The 14,821-nt window shown below is 40.8% G+C and carries 13 protein-coding genes; 2 read left to right on the top strand and 11 right to left on the bottom strand.

The window, feature by feature from the left end:
• The first annotated feature begins 17 nt into the window (after positions 1 to 17).
• Complete coding sequence (gene clpB, locus RM544_RS15190; protein WP_311362669.1) at positions 18 to 2,588, top strand: ATP-dependent chaperone ClpB; 2,571 nt, start codon at positions 18 to 20, stop codon at positions 2,586 to 2,588.
• An 8-nt stretch (positions 2,589 to 2,596) separates the two neighbouring features.
• On the opposite strand, the gene RM544_RS15185 is transcribed toward clpB, so the two are convergent.
• From RM544_RS15185 to xdp1, 11 genes are all read right to left on the bottom strand, one after another.
• Positions 2,597 to 3,505 (bottom strand): FAD:protein FMN transferase, encoded by a 909-nt coding sequence (locus RM544_RS15185; protein ID WP_311362668.1) that lies wholly within the window; start codon positions 3,503 to 3,505, stop codon positions 2,597 to 2,599.
• A gap of 16 nt (positions 3,506 to 3,521) precedes the next feature.
• Positions 3,522 to 4,823: a DUF3570 domain-containing protein gene (locus tag RM544_RS15180; protein WP_311362667.1), complete on the bottom strand. Its 1,302-nt coding sequence runs from the start codon at positions 4,821 to 4,823 to the stop codon at positions 3,522 to 3,524.
• Positions 4,814 to 5,071 carry a DUF4266 domain-containing protein gene (locus RM544_RS15175; RefSeq protein WP_311362666.1) on the bottom strand — a complete coding sequence of 86 codons (258 nt, stop codon included), beginning with the start codon at positions 5,069 to 5,071 and terminating at the stop codon, positions 4,814 to 4,816. Before RM544_RS15175 ends, RM544_RS15180 begins: the two co-directional genes overlap by 10 nt.
• Positions 5,072 to 5,079: 8 nt before the next feature.
• The gene (locus tag RM544_RS15170) at positions 5,080 to 5,583 is read right to left on the bottom strand and encodes a TlpA disulfide reductase family protein (RefSeq protein WP_311362665.1); all 504 of its coding nucleotides are present in this window, start codon (positions 5,581 to 5,583) and stop codon (positions 5,080 to 5,082) included.
• 95 nt (positions 5,584 to 5,678) lie between these two features.
• On the bottom strand, positions 5,679 to 6,371 hold the full coding sequence (locus RM544_RS15165; protein WP_311362921.1) for a hypothetical protein: 693 nt from the start codon (positions 6,369 to 6,371) through the stop codon (positions 5,679 to 5,681).
• A 14-nt stretch (positions 6,372 to 6,385) separates the two neighbouring features.
• A complete protein-coding gene (locus tag RM544_RS15160) occupies positions 6,386 to 7,159 on the bottom strand; it encodes an FTR1 family protein (RefSeq protein ID WP_311362664.1) in 774 nt (257 codons plus the stop codon).
• Complete coding sequence (locus RM544_RS15155) at positions 7,149 to 7,490, bottom strand: cupredoxin domain-containing protein (protein WP_311362663.1); 342 nt, start codon at positions 7,488 to 7,490, stop codon at positions 7,149 to 7,151. The genes RM544_RS15160 and RM544_RS15155 overlap by 11 nt, the downstream gene beginning before the upstream one ends.
• Before the next feature lie 8 nt (positions 7,491 to 7,498).
• Positions 7,499 to 8,881, bottom strand: coding sequence for an ATP-binding protein (locus RM544_RS15150; RefSeq protein WP_311362662.1), 1,383 nt, complete (start codon positions 8,879 to 8,881; stop codon positions 7,499 to 7,501).
• Positions 8,874 to 9,557, bottom strand: coding sequence for a response regulator (locus RM544_RS15145; protein WP_311362661.1), 684 nt, complete (start codon positions 9,555 to 9,557; stop codon positions 8,874 to 8,876). The genes RM544_RS15150 and RM544_RS15145 overlap by 8 nt, the downstream gene beginning before the upstream one ends.
• Positions 9,558 to 9,659: 102 nt before the next feature.
• Entirely contained in the window at positions 9,660 to 12,431 is a 2,772-nt protein-coding gene (prsT, locus tag RM544_RS15140; RefSeq protein WP_311362660.1) for an XrtA/PEP-CTERM system TPR-repeat protein PrsT, read from the bottom strand.
• A gap of 97 nt (positions 12,432 to 12,528) precedes the next feature.
• Positions 12,529 to 13,419, bottom strand: a complete 891-nt coding sequence (gene xdp1, locus RM544_RS15135) for an exosortase-dependent surface protein XDP1 (protein WP_311362659.1) — start codon at positions 13,417 to 13,419, stop codon at positions 12,529 to 12,531.
• Between the two features lie 303 nt (positions 13,420 to 13,722).
• On the opposite strand from xdp1, the gene pssA reads away from it, so the two are divergent.
• Positions 13,723 to 14,574 (top strand): CDP-diacylglycerol--serine O-phosphatidyltransferase, encoded by an 852-nt coding sequence (gene pssA, locus RM544_RS15130; RefSeq protein ID WP_311362658.1) that lies wholly within the window; start codon positions 13,723 to 13,725, stop codon positions 14,572 to 14,574.
• The last annotated feature ends 247 nt before the right edge of the window (positions 14,575 to 14,821 follow it).

Raw genomic sequence — 14,821 nt, 5'->3', positions numbered from 1 at the left:
ATGGAGTCATATTATTTATGCGATTAGATAGATTCACTAGTAAGTTTCAAATAGCCATTTCTGATGCGCAAAGTTTAGCGCTTGGTCGTGACCAACAATATATAGAACCGGTGCATTTGATGATGGCTTTGCTGAACCAGCAAGGCGGTTCGGTGCGCTCGTTATTTGATCAAGCAGACGTTAACGTTAATAGCCTGCGTTCTTCTCTGTCTGAAGCCATTGAGAGGTTACCGCAACTTCAGGGGATCGGCGGTGATGTTCAGCTGTCGAATGATTCAATTAAGTTGCTGAACTTGAGCGATAAAATCGCGCAACAGCGCAAAGATGATTACATCACTTCTGAAATATTTGTGTTGGCCTCGCTTGAAGATAAAGGCTACTTGGGAACAATCTTCAAAAGCTTGAAGGTAAAAAAAGAAAAAATCGAAGAAGCGATAAATTCAATGCGAAATGGCCAAAAGGTCACTGATCCAAACGCGGAAGATGTTCGTCAAGCACTTGAAAAATACACTAGCGACCTAACTGAGCGAGCTGAACAGGGGCGATTAGATCCTGTCATTGGCCGAGACGATGAAATTCGTCGAACAGTTCAGGTGCTGCAAAGAAGAACTAAAAACAACCCCGTTCTTATTGGTGAGCCTGGTGTAGGTAAAACAGCGATTGTTGAAGGTCTAGCGCAACGTATCATTAATGGTGAAGTACCGGAAGGTCTCAAAAATAAACGTGTATTGTCCTTAGACATGGGATCACTGCTGGCCGGCGCTAAATACCGCGGTGAGTTTGAAGAAAGGCTCAAAGCAGTACTAAACGAACTAGCCAAAGAAGAAGGAAAGGTGATTCTTTTCATTGATGAATTGCACACCATGGTCGGTGCTGGCAAAGGTGAAGGGGCAATGGATGCTGGTAATATGCTGAAACCTGCGCTGGCAAGAGGCGAGTTACACTGCGTTGGTGCAACGACTCTTGACGAATATCGTCAATATATTGAAAAAGATGCAGCCCTTGAACGACGCTTTCAAAAAGTACAGGTAGATCAGCCATCGGTTGAAGATACGATCGCAATTTTGCGAGGTTTAAAAGAGCGGTATGAACTACATCACTCTGTGGATATCACCGACCCTGCTATTGTTGCAGCAGCGAGCTTATCAAACCGTTACATCAGCGATAGACAATTGCCCGATAAAGCAATAGATCTTATTGATGAGGCGGCCTCGAGCATTCGATTACAAATTGATTCGAAGCCAGAGGAAATGGATAAGCTCGAGCGTCGTATTATTCAATTGAAACTGGAAGAACAAGCACTAGCGAAGGAAACTGATACTGCATCGCATAAGCGCTTGGAAGTGATTGAGTTAGAACGAGAACAGCTTGAACTAAAATTTGCCGAACTAGATGAGTTGTGGCGTGCAGAAAAACAAGCAATGCAAGGCACGCAGTTTATAAAGGCTGAGTTAGAGCAGGCTAAGCTTGATTTAGAAGTCGCTCGACGAGCATCCGATTTATCTCGTATGTCCGAGCTACAATACGGAAGGATTCCCGAGCTCGAATTAAAACTTGAACAAGCCAGTGAAGCGGAAACGACTGAAACACTATTACTCAAGAATAAAGTGACAGAGAACGAAATTGCCGATGTACTTTCTCGCTGGACAGGCATCCCAGTCAGTAAAATGCTTGAGGGTGAAAAAGATAAATTGATCAACATGGAAGGCAGTATCGGGAAGAGAGTCATTGGACAACAAGAAGCAGTAAAAGCTGTCTCGAATGCAATTAGACGTTCTCGGGCTGGCTTAGCGGACCCAGATAAACCAACGGGTTCATTTTTATTCTTAGGTCCAACAGGTGTGGGCAAGACAGAGTTATGTAAATCATTAGCTAATTTCATGTTTGACACAGAAGACGCAGTGGTGCGAATTGATATGTCAGAGTTCATGGAAAAGCATTCAGTTTCTCGTTTGGTCGGAGCACCTCCAGGTTACGTTGGTTATGAAGAGGGCGGTTACTTAACCGAAGCCGTTCGCCGCAAACCATATTCAGTCATTCTGTTGGATGAGGTTGAAAAAGCACACCCGGATGTATTCAATATATTGTTACAGGTACTCGACGATGGACGGCTGACAGATGGTCAGGGCCGTACAGTTGATTTTAAGAATACCTTGATCATAATGACCTCAAACTTAGGTTCTGACATTATTCAAAACCATAAAGATGACAGTAGTTATGAGCAAATGAAACAGCAGGTGATGGGAGAAGTGAATAACCATTTCCGTCCTGAGTTTATTAACCGTGTAGACGATATAGTGGTATTCCACTCACTTGGAAAAGACGAAATCAAGTCAATTGCCAAAATCCAATTGTTAGGTTTGCGTCAGCGTTTGCAAGAGATGGGGCTTAAGTTTGAAATTTCTGGCGCCGCATTAGATCTCATTGCTGATGCTGGCTTTGACCCAGTGTTTGGAGCAAGGCCATTAAAACGAGCGATTCAAACACAGATAGAGAATCCCTTAGCGGAAAAACTCTTAAGTGATGGTCTGGCAGATAAGGAAGTGGTGCGTATTGATGTGCTAGATGGACGCTTGTCTATTGTATAAATAAGCGATTACCAATAGCACCAATATTTTACTTCCTGCTGTTTTAAAAAGTCTTCTGCGTTTGCCCCTTGTAAAAGGGCAAGCGTAGCGAGCAAGCCTGATTGAGTGCAGTAATCTGCTGCTACTGTTATGGAGCGAGGGCCGCCTTTAATTGGAAAGCCTGTCTTTGGGTTGAGTATATGAGAATATCGCACACCGTTCTTGAGTAAGTAGCGATTTGCATCGCCGCTAGTTGCTAATCCTCCGTTAGCAATCCTTAATATACTTTGTGAGCGAGGGGTACCAGAGGTGTTCTCTTTATCTGGAGATTCAATACCTACTTGCCAATAGGCTGAGTCTGAACGGGGTCGTGTTACTTGGATGTCACCTCCAAAATTAACTAGCACAGAAGTATTCGGTGCTAGCTTTTTACAAAGATTGGCGACGTTATCAACAGCATATTCTTTTCCAATGCCGCCTAAATCTATTTCAAAGCCTGCGGGCATGGTTATGGATTGTTCTTGTAAACTAATGAGGTGCCAACCAATTAGCTTTTTCAGTGTGTCCACTTCGCTTTTATTTGGTAATGAATCTGAACCATCAAATTTCCAACACTTTCTTAATACGCCGGAAGTGATATCGAATAAACCATCACTAATTTTAAAGCAAGTATCGGCAAATTGAAGTAGTTGGTAGGTCTCCATATCTATTGCTATGGGCTTGCCATTGGCGTTATTGATAAGACCAATAATATTATCATCTCGATAACGACTATATTTTTGCTCTATCCTGAATGCCTCAACACAAGCTTCAGCAACTAGTTTCCTAGCTAAACTTTCATCAGTTCCATCAATTAATATTTCGCACGGACTGGCCATGCAATGAAAACTGCCGACGAAATGGTCGTCGGCAGTGCGTAGTTTCCATGCTTGAGACATGTAAGTTGGCTCTTAATTAAAAGTTATAACTAAACTGTACGATAAAAGCATCAACGCTCGGATACAAGTCTTGTGAAGATAAAACGCCTGGGCTTTCAAACCCAGCGTTCTTCGGGCTTTGTTGATAATACTCAGCTCTGACTGCCCACTCATGGCCATTATTCATTTTGTGACCGTACTTTAAACCCACAGTAATTGCTGTCATTTCACCCAATCGGTAATCCGCAGACGCATAAAGCGGCATTGAATCACTTTGATTCAAATACGGCCGGTAAAAATCAGCTGCAGACTGCTGATAATACCTAAAATGCGGTTGCAAATAATCACGATCGTTTAATTTATAGCGAAAGCGAGTGTCGACTGTGTGTGATTGAATATCCCAATCATCACTAGCAAAGCGATATGATAAATCAGCAACACCAGAATCAAATGCGTATTTAGTTTGTGCATAAATACCATGTTTTGCTCTTCTATCGGGTCTATTTTCATGCACTATCGATTGTGTTTCGCCTTCTGTATTAATCACGCTAAGCACTTTATACGGGTCATTCAAATAACCGCTGTTGTTGGAATAACTGTAGTTCATCTGAACTAACATCCGGCGGTTAATAACCTGAGTTACACCAAGCAAAACGTCAACAATTGATTTATCTTCGGTCTCGTCTATCCGCGTCAGGTTGAACGCTTGCTTAAAGCTAGCCTCTCCAGCTTCACCGCTACCAAACTGACCATTATCAACCACCATAGTCGACAAACCGACGGGTCTACCACCAACAGGGTCAATGCTGTCATATTGATAGGACAAACCGAACAATCCTGTTGTATTTTTATTGTTGAAATCTCGCTCTATGGACGCGCTAGTACCCACAGAAAGGTAATCATATTCGCGAGAAACATTTGCCCCGATCGTGGTTCTTGTATCCTTCATTATCGGTTGGGTCCAGTTAGCGCTTAACTGAACACGCGTGTCTCTAAAAGTATCGTCGAGAGGCAGAGAGTTTGGTTCAATGATGTACTGACCATTGCCTGAAGGACGAGTAAAAGTCTGTGCAGTCGGTTGAGCCACAGCACCAGAGGCAGACGCACCAGTTAAGGTATCGATAACCAGCTTCGTATTGAAGATATGTTGATCTCCAAAGTCTTTAGTGGCGCTAATAACGCCTTCTACTAAGCTGACACGGTCAGTTTCACCATAATATAAAATAGCGGTATCAAACTCCCAGTTATTCTCATCCTGTGCCTGCACCGGAGCGTTTAATAAGCTACAAGTAGCAGCTGCCAGAACCGTAGATATTTTTTTTGTATGAGTTAATTGCATCCACAACCTCCGCCAGCAAAAGAGCGACCGCCACTAGTGGCTTCTTTACTAAAATAAATATGTTCGTCCAAACCAATATCGACAGCATCTGCATTCAATGCCATTTCATCTTGTGCGAGTAAATCTCTTTCCCAAGGTTGAACACCTAAGTTGGCGCAACCTGCTAACTGAGTTGTTGCTATCACAACGAGAAATGGCAAATATTTTGATTGTTTGCGTAAGGCTTTAAACCGATGTTGAAGCTTCATAATGGTTCCTATTCTGCAAGTAGTTGAATAATTTCTTGTTCATATTGGCCTTCATTTTTAATAAAGAAGCCTGTGTGTGTTTTTCGTAGTTCGCCCTTTTTATCAATTAGGTAGCTGCTTGGCATACCAACTAATTCGTAACGCTCAGCGACAACTCCGTCAGGATCAAGAAGAATATGAAAGCTGGCAGGGTACTTTTCGAGAAATTTAGTAATAGCAGAAATATCTTGGTCCAAGTTAATGCTCACGACTTCAAATCCTTGAGAAGCGTACTTGTTTTGCATCTTATTCATCCAAGGAAAAGATGTTCTACACGGTTTGCACCAACTGGCCCAAAAGTCTAGGTAAACGACTTTACCGTGAAAATTGGTGAGAGAACGAGTTTCTGCAGGAGCGTTGTTTAGACTCGTTTTATAATCTGCCAAAGTAAAGCTTGGTGCGCTAGTAGCAAAAGTGAATGAAGAAAATAAGCTAAGGCTTAAGAGTAAAGGGATGAACCAGCAGTGTTTCATAAACTTCAAAATTCCAAGTAAAAACGATATTTTATGAATAATACTTGGTGAAACTTAAGAGAAACTTAGGGAGAGTAAAAGTTTCTCAGTTCGGGCTAGAATTCCATTTCTAAAGCAAAGCGAAGGGTGTGGTCAGTTGAGTCGCCATTTAACCCTGCTATAAAACCTAATTCCCATTTTAATTGACGTTGTCCTCCAAACCGCTTTATTCCCATAAACGCAGGGCCAATCCCAACAAAGTCTTTATTTGAGTAGAGCTCTATTGCCGGTTGTATCTCAGGTATCCAACGATACCGATATTTCAATCTGAACTCTGCCTGAGATCGATTGTTATTGCTGCTTTCACTACCCCAGCTATGAGACACCAGTGCATTTATGGTTAGGCTGGTACGACCAAATTCTTTTTCCCCTAGAATACCGGTCGTGAATTCCCAGCTATTTTTGTCGTGAACTTTTTCTAACTCGAACAACGCTCCCCAATCAGCCCAATACTCGCCCTGGTCGGTTATCATCCAGCGAGCTTCTATCTCGTAGGCATATAAGCCAAAGTCATCAGTTTCATCGCGTTCAGCTACGATGTACCCTTCTAACGTGACATATTCAGAAATTGAATGACCGTAGGCTATACGTTGCAGTAAAGCGTTACCCTCATCATTTTTTCTTGAGCTAAAGCGCCATTCAAACTCTCGTTCAAACGGCAGCACATAAGGATGGTAAACTTTATCCACTGCTTCAGTGCCATGAGCATGACTAACTGGAAAGATAATCGGCGTCAAACATAGAAACATAACGAATAGAAATCTCATGACTTCCTCTCTTGTTGAGGGGGAATTAGCTTAAATATAAATACTGATGTCAGCACAATACTGACGGCGAGAACGGCTATATACTCTATGCTTGGAGTCGCATCGTAGCCAAAAATAGTCTTAAGCAATTGACCATATTCTTGGCTCTCGCTTATCAAAAAGTTAGAGTCCCAAAGTGGAAGTGATGAAGAGATAAGGCCAATCTGTTCCAGAATGGTTAAAGCTCCCGCAATTTGTGCAGCTAAGAAAAGACTTAATAATATTTTGAATGTGCTGTGGTTAAGTACTCGTGTACAAAAAAAGTACAACAAATAGCTGAAGCTAAAACAAATCCCTAGCCCAATTAGTATACCTGTATAGATTTCAGTGCTCGTATCTATGTTGAATACTGATTGCATAAATACAAAAAAGTCACTGGCATGTGGAATGACTATGCAGACTAAGCTTGCACTGAGCAAGGCGAGGCTGATTCGTGCGGTGCTCGCTATCAGCCCGCCAAAAACGAAAAGTATAAAAAGTGCGATAAATAGCACTAGTGCAAGCTCATAAGCTTGACCTTCTACCATATTAGTTAGTGTTGGGCGGATACTGCTGAAAGCCAAGCCTAGCAATAAACTGAGTACGATAGTGACATTTAATAAAAAGGTAATCTTATGATTTTTAGAGGTATGATGATTTACTTGATAGTGAAAAAATGAGCATAAATAGGCGTAAGCTATACTGATTGGTAAGGCTTCTTCTATCAACAATAATAAGCTGTTAATCAACAATGCTAATACCCTCTTGTTTCCGTACAATCACTTTACCTATCGCCGTCTCAGGATGATATTCACCAAAAAATTCATACTCTCCAGCTGGAAGAGGGCCAACAAAAAGCGTCGCTTTTGCGTTAGGGAAAATGACTTTTTCTCTATTTAAATCAAAGCTATCAAACTCCTCGGGGGTATTATCTCGGTTATAAATTACAAATTTTATTTTCTGATTGGCAGGTACAATAATGGTACTAGGTTGAAAAATATGGTTTTGCAATTCGATTTCAACGAGCTTTTGTTGCCGAGCATGAAGAGGTAAGCATACTAAATTAAGAAGTATTGCAAGCACTAGCGCCCTCATTTAACTTGCGCCTCTATTGAGCTTATTTCAGAAATTGATTTAGGAAACGCCACCCGGACCTCTAAGCCCCCCACAGGCGATTCTGTAAAACTTAAGTCAGCGCCTTGTACTTTTGCAACTTGAGCAACGATAGCTAAGCCGAGTCCGCTTCCAACAATGCCTCTTTTTATAACTTCTTCAGTACGATAGAAACGCTCTAAAACACGTTTTCTTAAGTTTTCAGGGATGCCTGGCCCTGAATCAGAGACTGTGAGTGTTGCGTGTGTACTATTTTCTTCAACTCTTACACTAATATGTCCCTTATTGGGAGTGTACTTTATTGCGTTACTCACTAGGTTACTGATGAGTGTTTGTATGAGGAAAGTTTGAGATTGAATAATAACTGAATCACCTAATAACTCGATCTGTTGGTGTTTCAATTCTACGGCAGGGTAGAGCTCACTAATTACGTTTTGTGCAGATTCAAAAAGATTTACCTTCCTAAATTCTTTCCCTAGTGTTTCAGGGTTTGTTTTACTTAAACTCAGTAGTTGATTAACAGCAAGTATCATTCTCTCTACATCCCGCTGTAACTTGGGAAGATCGGTGCTTAAATCATCAGGGGATGTAGCCAAGTTGTGAATGTTTATTTTCATCACGCTCAAAGGTGTGCGTAACTCATGAGCAGCATGGGATACAAACTCACGCTCTCTTTCAAAAGATGACTCCAACCTTGAAAATAACTCGTTGAGCTTTGTTAATACTGGCTGAAGCTCAATACTTGCGTTTGGTAATTCGATAGCATTTAGGTTAGTTGATTGGCGACGAGTCAATAGTTTTGAAAGTGTCTTAAGGGGAGATAACCCTTTCGATATGATAAATAGGATTAACACGCATAATATTGGCATAATCCAGATGATGGGCTTTACTGCTGCCACAATCATATCTGAAACGAATGAATTCCTTTGCTGGCGCTGCTGAGCGACTAAAACCCAATGTCCCGGTTGATACTCTGAAATATACAAACGCCAGCGCTTAGCTGAAAAATAAACGTCACTGAAGCCATTTTCAAGTTCAGCCATGGCAACTTCTGGCGCATTGTCGGTTCTGAAAATGATATTTTTCTGTTGAATGATTTGATAGGCAAAGTTTAACTCATTGTCAGAGTGGTTTTGGGGGAGCTTGATACTGTTTGCCTCGACAAGGGCATTATTGTCTTTTAAATAAGACCATGCAACAGCAATGGGTACTAAACCCTTTGCAATTAATGCTAATTCATCATCAAAACTCTGATTTGCAATGATCATACTCGAGCGATAACCTTCAATCGCAGCGCTGAATACTCCCAGAGTGATGACGCTGACCAATACCAAAGTCAGCTGTTTGCGAATGCTATACATTTACCTTTGGCGTTTCTGTTTTCTTAGGCACTGAATAACCCACGCCGCGAATTGTTTTGATAAAATTATCAGGCAGTCGTTTGCGCAGGTTGTGAATGTGGACTTCAATCGCATTGCTGCTAATTTCTTCGCCCCATTCATATAGTTTTTGCTCCAATTGAACTTTACTTTGTATCCTTCCGTGATTTTCCATCAAGGCTTTGAGCAACATGAATTCACGCCTAGATAAATCAATGATGGCCCCATCGACATTAAGTTGATGGCTTGCAATGTCTAAACTCACTTGATCAATCATGACAATAGAGGATGTGCTTGTTTTTCCTCGTCGCTCGATAGCACGTAACCTTGCGAAGAGTTCTGCTAAATCAAAGGGTTTTGGTAAGTAATCGTCAGCCCCAGCATCCAAACCTTCAATTTTGTCATCAATAGAGTCACGTGCTGTGAGTATGATTGTCGCAAGATCAGGGTGGGAGAGTTTGGCTTTTGCTAGTAGCTCTAAGCCATCCATATCGGGGAGACCCAAATCAAGGATAGCTATAGTGAATTCGTTGCTATCAAGAGCTGAAAGCGCATCTTTCGCATTTGATACGTGGGTTAATGAATACCCTTGCTGATGAATTGATTTGCTCAAAGCATCAGCTAGGGACGCATCATCTTCTACTAGTAGTAATCGCATAAGCTAAGTATTGAATGTATTTTCCTTAATAGTATAGCTTAAAACTTAAGGGAAACTTAGCGGGTCTGGTCAAGAGTCAAAAGAATCATTTTAATATTGGAATTAACTCTTCAACTGCTTCAACAATGCGCTTGCTTCCTCTTTGTAGCTAAATGACTCGAACAACTGCAGTAGGTTTTCGAGTTCGGTTTGGGCATCTGCCTTACGACCTAGCTTCGCTAATGTATAAGCAATATGATAACGAACGTCAGGCGTCGCTGTGTTCATTGCAAAAGACTTACGAAGTAGGCTCAGTGCTTCATCATATTTACCTTGCAATGACAGGGTCCAGCCAAGTGTATCTAAGATGTTTGCGTTATTTGGGCTGAGTATATAGGCTTTGTTAGCCAAGTCGTACGCGGTATTTATTTTTTCTTCCTGCAAATAAATGTTGGCTAAGTTGTTCATTACAATAGGTAAAAACGTATAGGAGTTGTTTTTGATTATTTGTGAGTAATGTTGTTTGGCTAGAGTAAACATACCGTTCTTACTGTAATAATCGCCCAATAGGTTTCTAGCCAAATCTGAACGTTCATCATCTGTTATGATAGATTCAAAAAGTTTAGCAAAACGTTTTTCGTTATAGCCTAATTGCGCGAGTTGATAGCTTTTTGCCATGGCTTGGGCGAACAAATTTTGTTTTTCAACCGCGTCCAGATAGTAATTACTAGCTTGTTCCAGCTTCTTTTGGCCAACTAAATAGTCACCCTTGAGCACATCAGTGTCTGCGACAACAGGGAAATCTTGATAGAGCTTTTCTAGCTCTTTGTTTGCCAGTTGCATATCGAATGTTTGAATTAATAACTTTGTGTATTCACGTCGAATGACATATTCATCAGGAGAGATGGAAATGGCACGTTCGATACTCTTTCTAGCGTTTGCAAAGTCATCTGCTCTTTTCTGCAATAACATCAAATCGAGTAACTGAAACGAATTGTCTTTGTATAAGCTGAATAGTGTTAAAAGGTCTTTTCTTGCAGCTGCCAAATTACCTTGAGCGAGGTAAAGATTGGCTCGTTTATCTAGGTACCTTGCATTCAAAAAGCTATTCTTTAAAAGTTGAGTAACTATAGCAATAGCATCTTCATATTGACCTTCTAGTTCATACAATTCTGCAAGCTCCAGCTTCGCTGGGATATAACTACTATCAATTAACAGTATGTTAGATACCTGGTCCTTAGCCTCATCAAAGCGCTCGAGTTGACGAAGTACTCTCGATTTGAGAAGAAGGGTAGTAATATCATTGGGACGCTCCGCCACTAATGTCGATAAAAGAGTAAAAGCATCATCATACTGAGCCTGCCTAAAGCGGATAGAAGCTAAGTTAAAACGAGCAGAGTAGTGTGAATTGTTGCTTTCAAGTATTTCATTTATCGTATTTTCAGCCGTTTCGAGCTTTGCCTCTTTTATATCGATGCTAGCTTGAAGGTTTTTATAATCGTTATTCGCAGGTTGTTTAGCCAAAAGCTTTTCTACAAGTTTTCTGCCTTCGACCAAGCGGTTTGCCTGAATGCTAAGCAGTGTCTTGGATAGCAGCGCCCCCTCAGAATCTTCGCCAATAGAGTCCAGCTCTTTTAGTGCCTCATCTAGTTTTCCTCTAGAGGCTAAGGCTTTCGCTTTTAAAGCGATAAATTCAGGATTACCGGCGAAACTTTTTTCCATCTGGAGGATAAGCCAGTTACATTTGTGATTGGCATCTGCTTGCAAATATATCGTGCATAATTTATTGCCAAAATTTAAGTCTTCTAAAGCGATTTCTTGAAATTTTTCTAAAAGGTTTGCTGCGGTCGTATAGTTTCCTTCTTGGCTATAAATATCAGCAAGTAACAAACTTGCATTTAAATCATTAGGACGTTTCGCGAGATACTTTTCTAAATCTTGGCTAGCAGCTTCGAAGTTGTTGATTGCATAATTAGACATACCGCTGATATAGACCAAACCATCAGCGTCTTGCATTAATTCATCATCAATTAATGATAGGTAGTTGACGAGCTCTTCGAGTTTAACGTTAGCATTGTCAAAATCACCTTTTTGAGTAAGTACCCAGGCACTTAAAAACTGAGCCATCGGGTCATCTGGCGCACTGACTAAAACTCTATCGAGTAAATCACTTGCTTGTTCCAGTTTTCCAGAAGAAAGGTAAGCAGAAATAAGATCTCTCAACACTAAGGGTTGGTTTTCGTCAGCTGCAATAGCACTCTCTAAGGCAATGACATAACGATCGGTATCGCCTAGTATGTTATAAAGTGTTGCTTGAGTACGCAGTGTTTCGGTATTGAATGCATCTTTGCTGAGCGCGTTATCTAATAGCGTTTGAGCTTCATCATAATTTTCTTGCTGAATCTTAAAGCGCGCTGCTGAAACAAGTACGTCAGGATTGTTGCTGATTCTTACCACTTTATCAAACAACTGCGCGGCTTTTTGCGTGTTGCCTAATGCGTTATGACTCTTAGCCTGCAACGTGTTCAATATCGATTCGTTTTCTTGAGTTAAGCCTTTAGCCGACAGCCCTAGTATTGTCTCGTATTGTTTTGTGACCAAAAGGGCGTTAGCGTAATCTACGATGATGAGATTAGCATCAGCACCCGCATCCAAGGACTCCTCGAATTCCAATATAGCGTCTTCGTAATAAAAAGAAATAGCTAGGGCTTTCCCCATCAATATTTTACTAGGAAGGTGACTTGCATCTTTATCTAAGCTGTTTTTCAAATGGATATAGGCAGCATCAAGGTTGCCATTATCAAATGCAGTTTTTGCGTTTTCAAAGTCAGTATTTACTTGAGCTAGCGCTGGAAAACACAAAATCAGAGCGGAAATGATTGGAATAAGTTTCATAGTAGGTACGTCTTTACTCAGGAACAGGCAGATAATGGCAAGATAATATCAAAAAAAAAGGCGGTAAAGACCGCCTTTTTTAAATTTAGTTATTATGTTACTTCTTGCGTTTTAACAAGAAGAGCACCCCAGCGCCAAACAATGCTAAGATGCCTGGTGCATTTGCAGGAACGTTAGGTGTATTTTGCTTCACAAAATCTACACCAGCAATTTTGATGTGATCAGTTATATGACCCGCGTTTCTCAGCACAGAGTGAGCTGCACCCACGAGCCAGAATTTTGAATAAACACCAGAGCTTGTAACAGGTAGGACATCCAGGTTTTGGCCGCTGCTACGCACTCGACCGTTTCGTGTGGTATCGGCGTCTAGTAAGTTCCAACCTTGATGAGTAATACTTTCCCATGTGTCAGTTGTGCTAAATGGTAAATTACCTGTGATACTGCCGCCGGTATAAGCCATAATCGATGCGCCAGCGCCACCTTGTGTTCTCGACTCATTAGAGCCATCAGCATCTGTATAAGCGTAGTTCCAGCCAGTATACAAATTACTGATATTCACTTTTTCACTGAATGATAAAAGAACCATGTCATAATCTTGGTTGTTATTATCTACAGAGTGATTAGGTGTATCATCTCTCTCATCGCCATTAATTACGCCCAGGCCCGTGCTGTAGCGTGTTAACTCAACGCTTTGTATGCACAGGTCTTGGCCTTGGCTGTCTTTACAGCTAGAAACGTTGTTGTGTAAAGAGCTAGACCAAGCCGTTATTGACAAGTCTATCCCGTTAACGGAACCGTTTAATTGGTTGTTAGTACCGAAAGGATTGATGTTACCAAAATCCGATGGGCTACTAAAATGACTGTTCGTATCGTTAGATGAAGCTCTGAAATCCCACGCAGGGTCTACAGATGCATATTGGCTAGACGCAAACGATGTTGCTGATATCGACGTTAGTGCGATAAGAAAACCTAATTTTTTTAAAGTCATTTGAATTCCAATTCTCTATTACTACTTTCAAATTTTATTAATATAACCCTATGCAAAATATAAGCCAGTGATAAATTTACTATACTAAACAATAGTTAAGGTGAAATGTTTGTTTCCCTTCTACAGGTGGTGTATAAAAAGCTGACAACTCTGTAGTAAGAAAGTGACAGTAGAATATTAACATAGATTTTGATTACTACGCATTTGCATAACTACGCTTCATTAACGTTGCATTGATATGTATGATAATATTAGCTAGTTAACAATTACGTATTACTTTACTCAGAGGAATAATTGAACGACATGACCGCGAATAAAAGAAAAGGTATTTATCTACTGCCCAATTTGCTAACAACCGCGGGGTTGTTTTCAGGGTTTTATGCGGTTGTTATGTCGATGAATAATCATTTTGAGTCAGCAGCAATAGCGATATTTGTTGCGATGATCTTTGACGGGTTAGATGGCCGAGTCGCCAGAATGACTAATACGCAGAGTGACTTTGGTGCCGAATACGATTCTATGGCAGATATGGTCTCTTTTGGTATGGCACCAGCGTTGGTAGCTTATAATTACGGCTTAGCCGATTTGGGAAAAATTGGTTGGTTAGCAGCATTTGTTTATGTTGCAGGTGCTGCATTGCGACTCGCACGCTTTAACACACAGGTCGGCATCGCAGACAAACGATTCTTCCAAGGCTTGGCGAGTCCGGCAGCTGCTGCCTTAGTTGCTGGAATGGTTTGGGTAGGTATTGATTATGATATCGATGGAAACGACTACGGTGTGATCGTTGCACTTGTGACTGGCCTATCAGGGCTATTAATGGTCAGTAATTTCAAATACAACAGTTTTAAAGAAGTCGAATGGCATGGAAAAGTCCCTTTCGTGGCACTTCTTGTGGTTATGTTGATATTTATTGTTGTTGCAACAGCACCGTCATTAGTTCTTTTTATTGTCTTTATGCTTTACGCAATTGCTGGTCCGGTAAATACATTTAGAACTGTTGATAAAGTCACTCTCGAAGATGTGATCGGAGAGGCAGAGGAAGACGCCGATTTTGACCCAGTAGAAGAGGTTAGCGATGAACCAGATATTAAGGATGATAACAGCAAAGAAAAAATGCCTGTAGATAAAGAAGAAACGGGTAGCAAAAATTAAGACAAATATATCACTTATCTGTGTAAGAAACTTTTAGATCATGTAACCCCTATTTGTGGGGCTACATAAACGATAAAAGAGCCAGGACAAACTACTAAGTTGTCCTGGCTCTTTTGTATCTAACTGAAAAACATGGCTTTAATATTAATTCTTGTGTGTTTTTTAACCTTTGAATGTAAAGTTGTTATACATTGAGTAAATGATAAATAAACTTTGTCTTTAGGCTTGACTCGATGAAAGAAGTCTG

The sequence above is a fragment of the Brumicola blandensis genome (assembly GCF_031846165.1).
Taxonomy (GTDB): Bacteria; Pseudomonadota; Gammaproteobacteria; order Enterobacterales; family Alteromonadaceae; genus Glaciecola; species Glaciecola blandensis.
Note: the sequence above shows the minus strand (reverse complement) of the source record. Positions and strands in the feature narration are given on the sequence as shown.

Bases quoted from the DNA above. Each gene is read 5' to 3' on its own strand.
- prsT (WP_311362660.1), bottom strand. From the start codon at position 12,431: ATGAAACTTATTCCAATCATTTCCGCTCTGATTTTGTGTTTTCCAGCG.
- RM544_RS15175 (WP_311362666.1), bottom strand. From the start codon at position 5,071: ATGAAGCTTCAACATCGGTTTAAAGCCTTACGCAAACAATCAAAATAT.
- RM544_RS15180 (WP_311362667.1), bottom strand. From the start codon at position 4,823: ATGCAATTAACTCATACAAAAAAAATATCTACGGTTCTGGCAGCTGCT.
- clpB (WP_311362669.1), top strand. From the start codon at position 18: ATGCGATTAGATAGATTCACTAGTAAGTTTCAAATAGCCATTTCTGAT.
- RM544_RS15145 (WP_311362661.1), bottom strand. From the start codon at position 9,557: ATGCGATTACTACTAGTAGAAGATGATGCGTCCCTAGCTGATGCTTTG.
- pssA (WP_311362658.1), top strand. From the start codon at position 13,723: ATGACCGCGAATAAAAGAAAAGGTATTTATCTACTGCCCAATTTGCTA.
- RM544_RS15165 (WP_311362921.1), bottom strand. From the start codon at position 6,371: ATGTTTCTATGTTTGACGCCGATTATCTTTCCAGTTAGTCATGCTCAT.
- RM544_RS15185 (WP_311362668.1), bottom strand. From the start codon at position 3,505: ATGTCTCAAGCATGGAAACTACGCACTGCCGACGACCATTTCGTCGGC.
- RM544_RS15150 (WP_311362662.1), bottom strand. From the start codon at position 8,881: ATGTATAGCATTCGCAAACAGCTGACTTTGGTATTGGTCAGCGTCATC.
- xdp1 (WP_311362659.1), bottom strand. From the start codon at position 13,419: ATGACTTTAAAAAAATTAGGTTTTCTTATCGCACTAACGTCGATATCA.
- RM544_RS15170 (WP_311362665.1), bottom strand. From the start codon at position 5,583: ATGAAACACTGCTGGTTCATCCCTTTACTCTTAAGCCTTAGCTTATTT.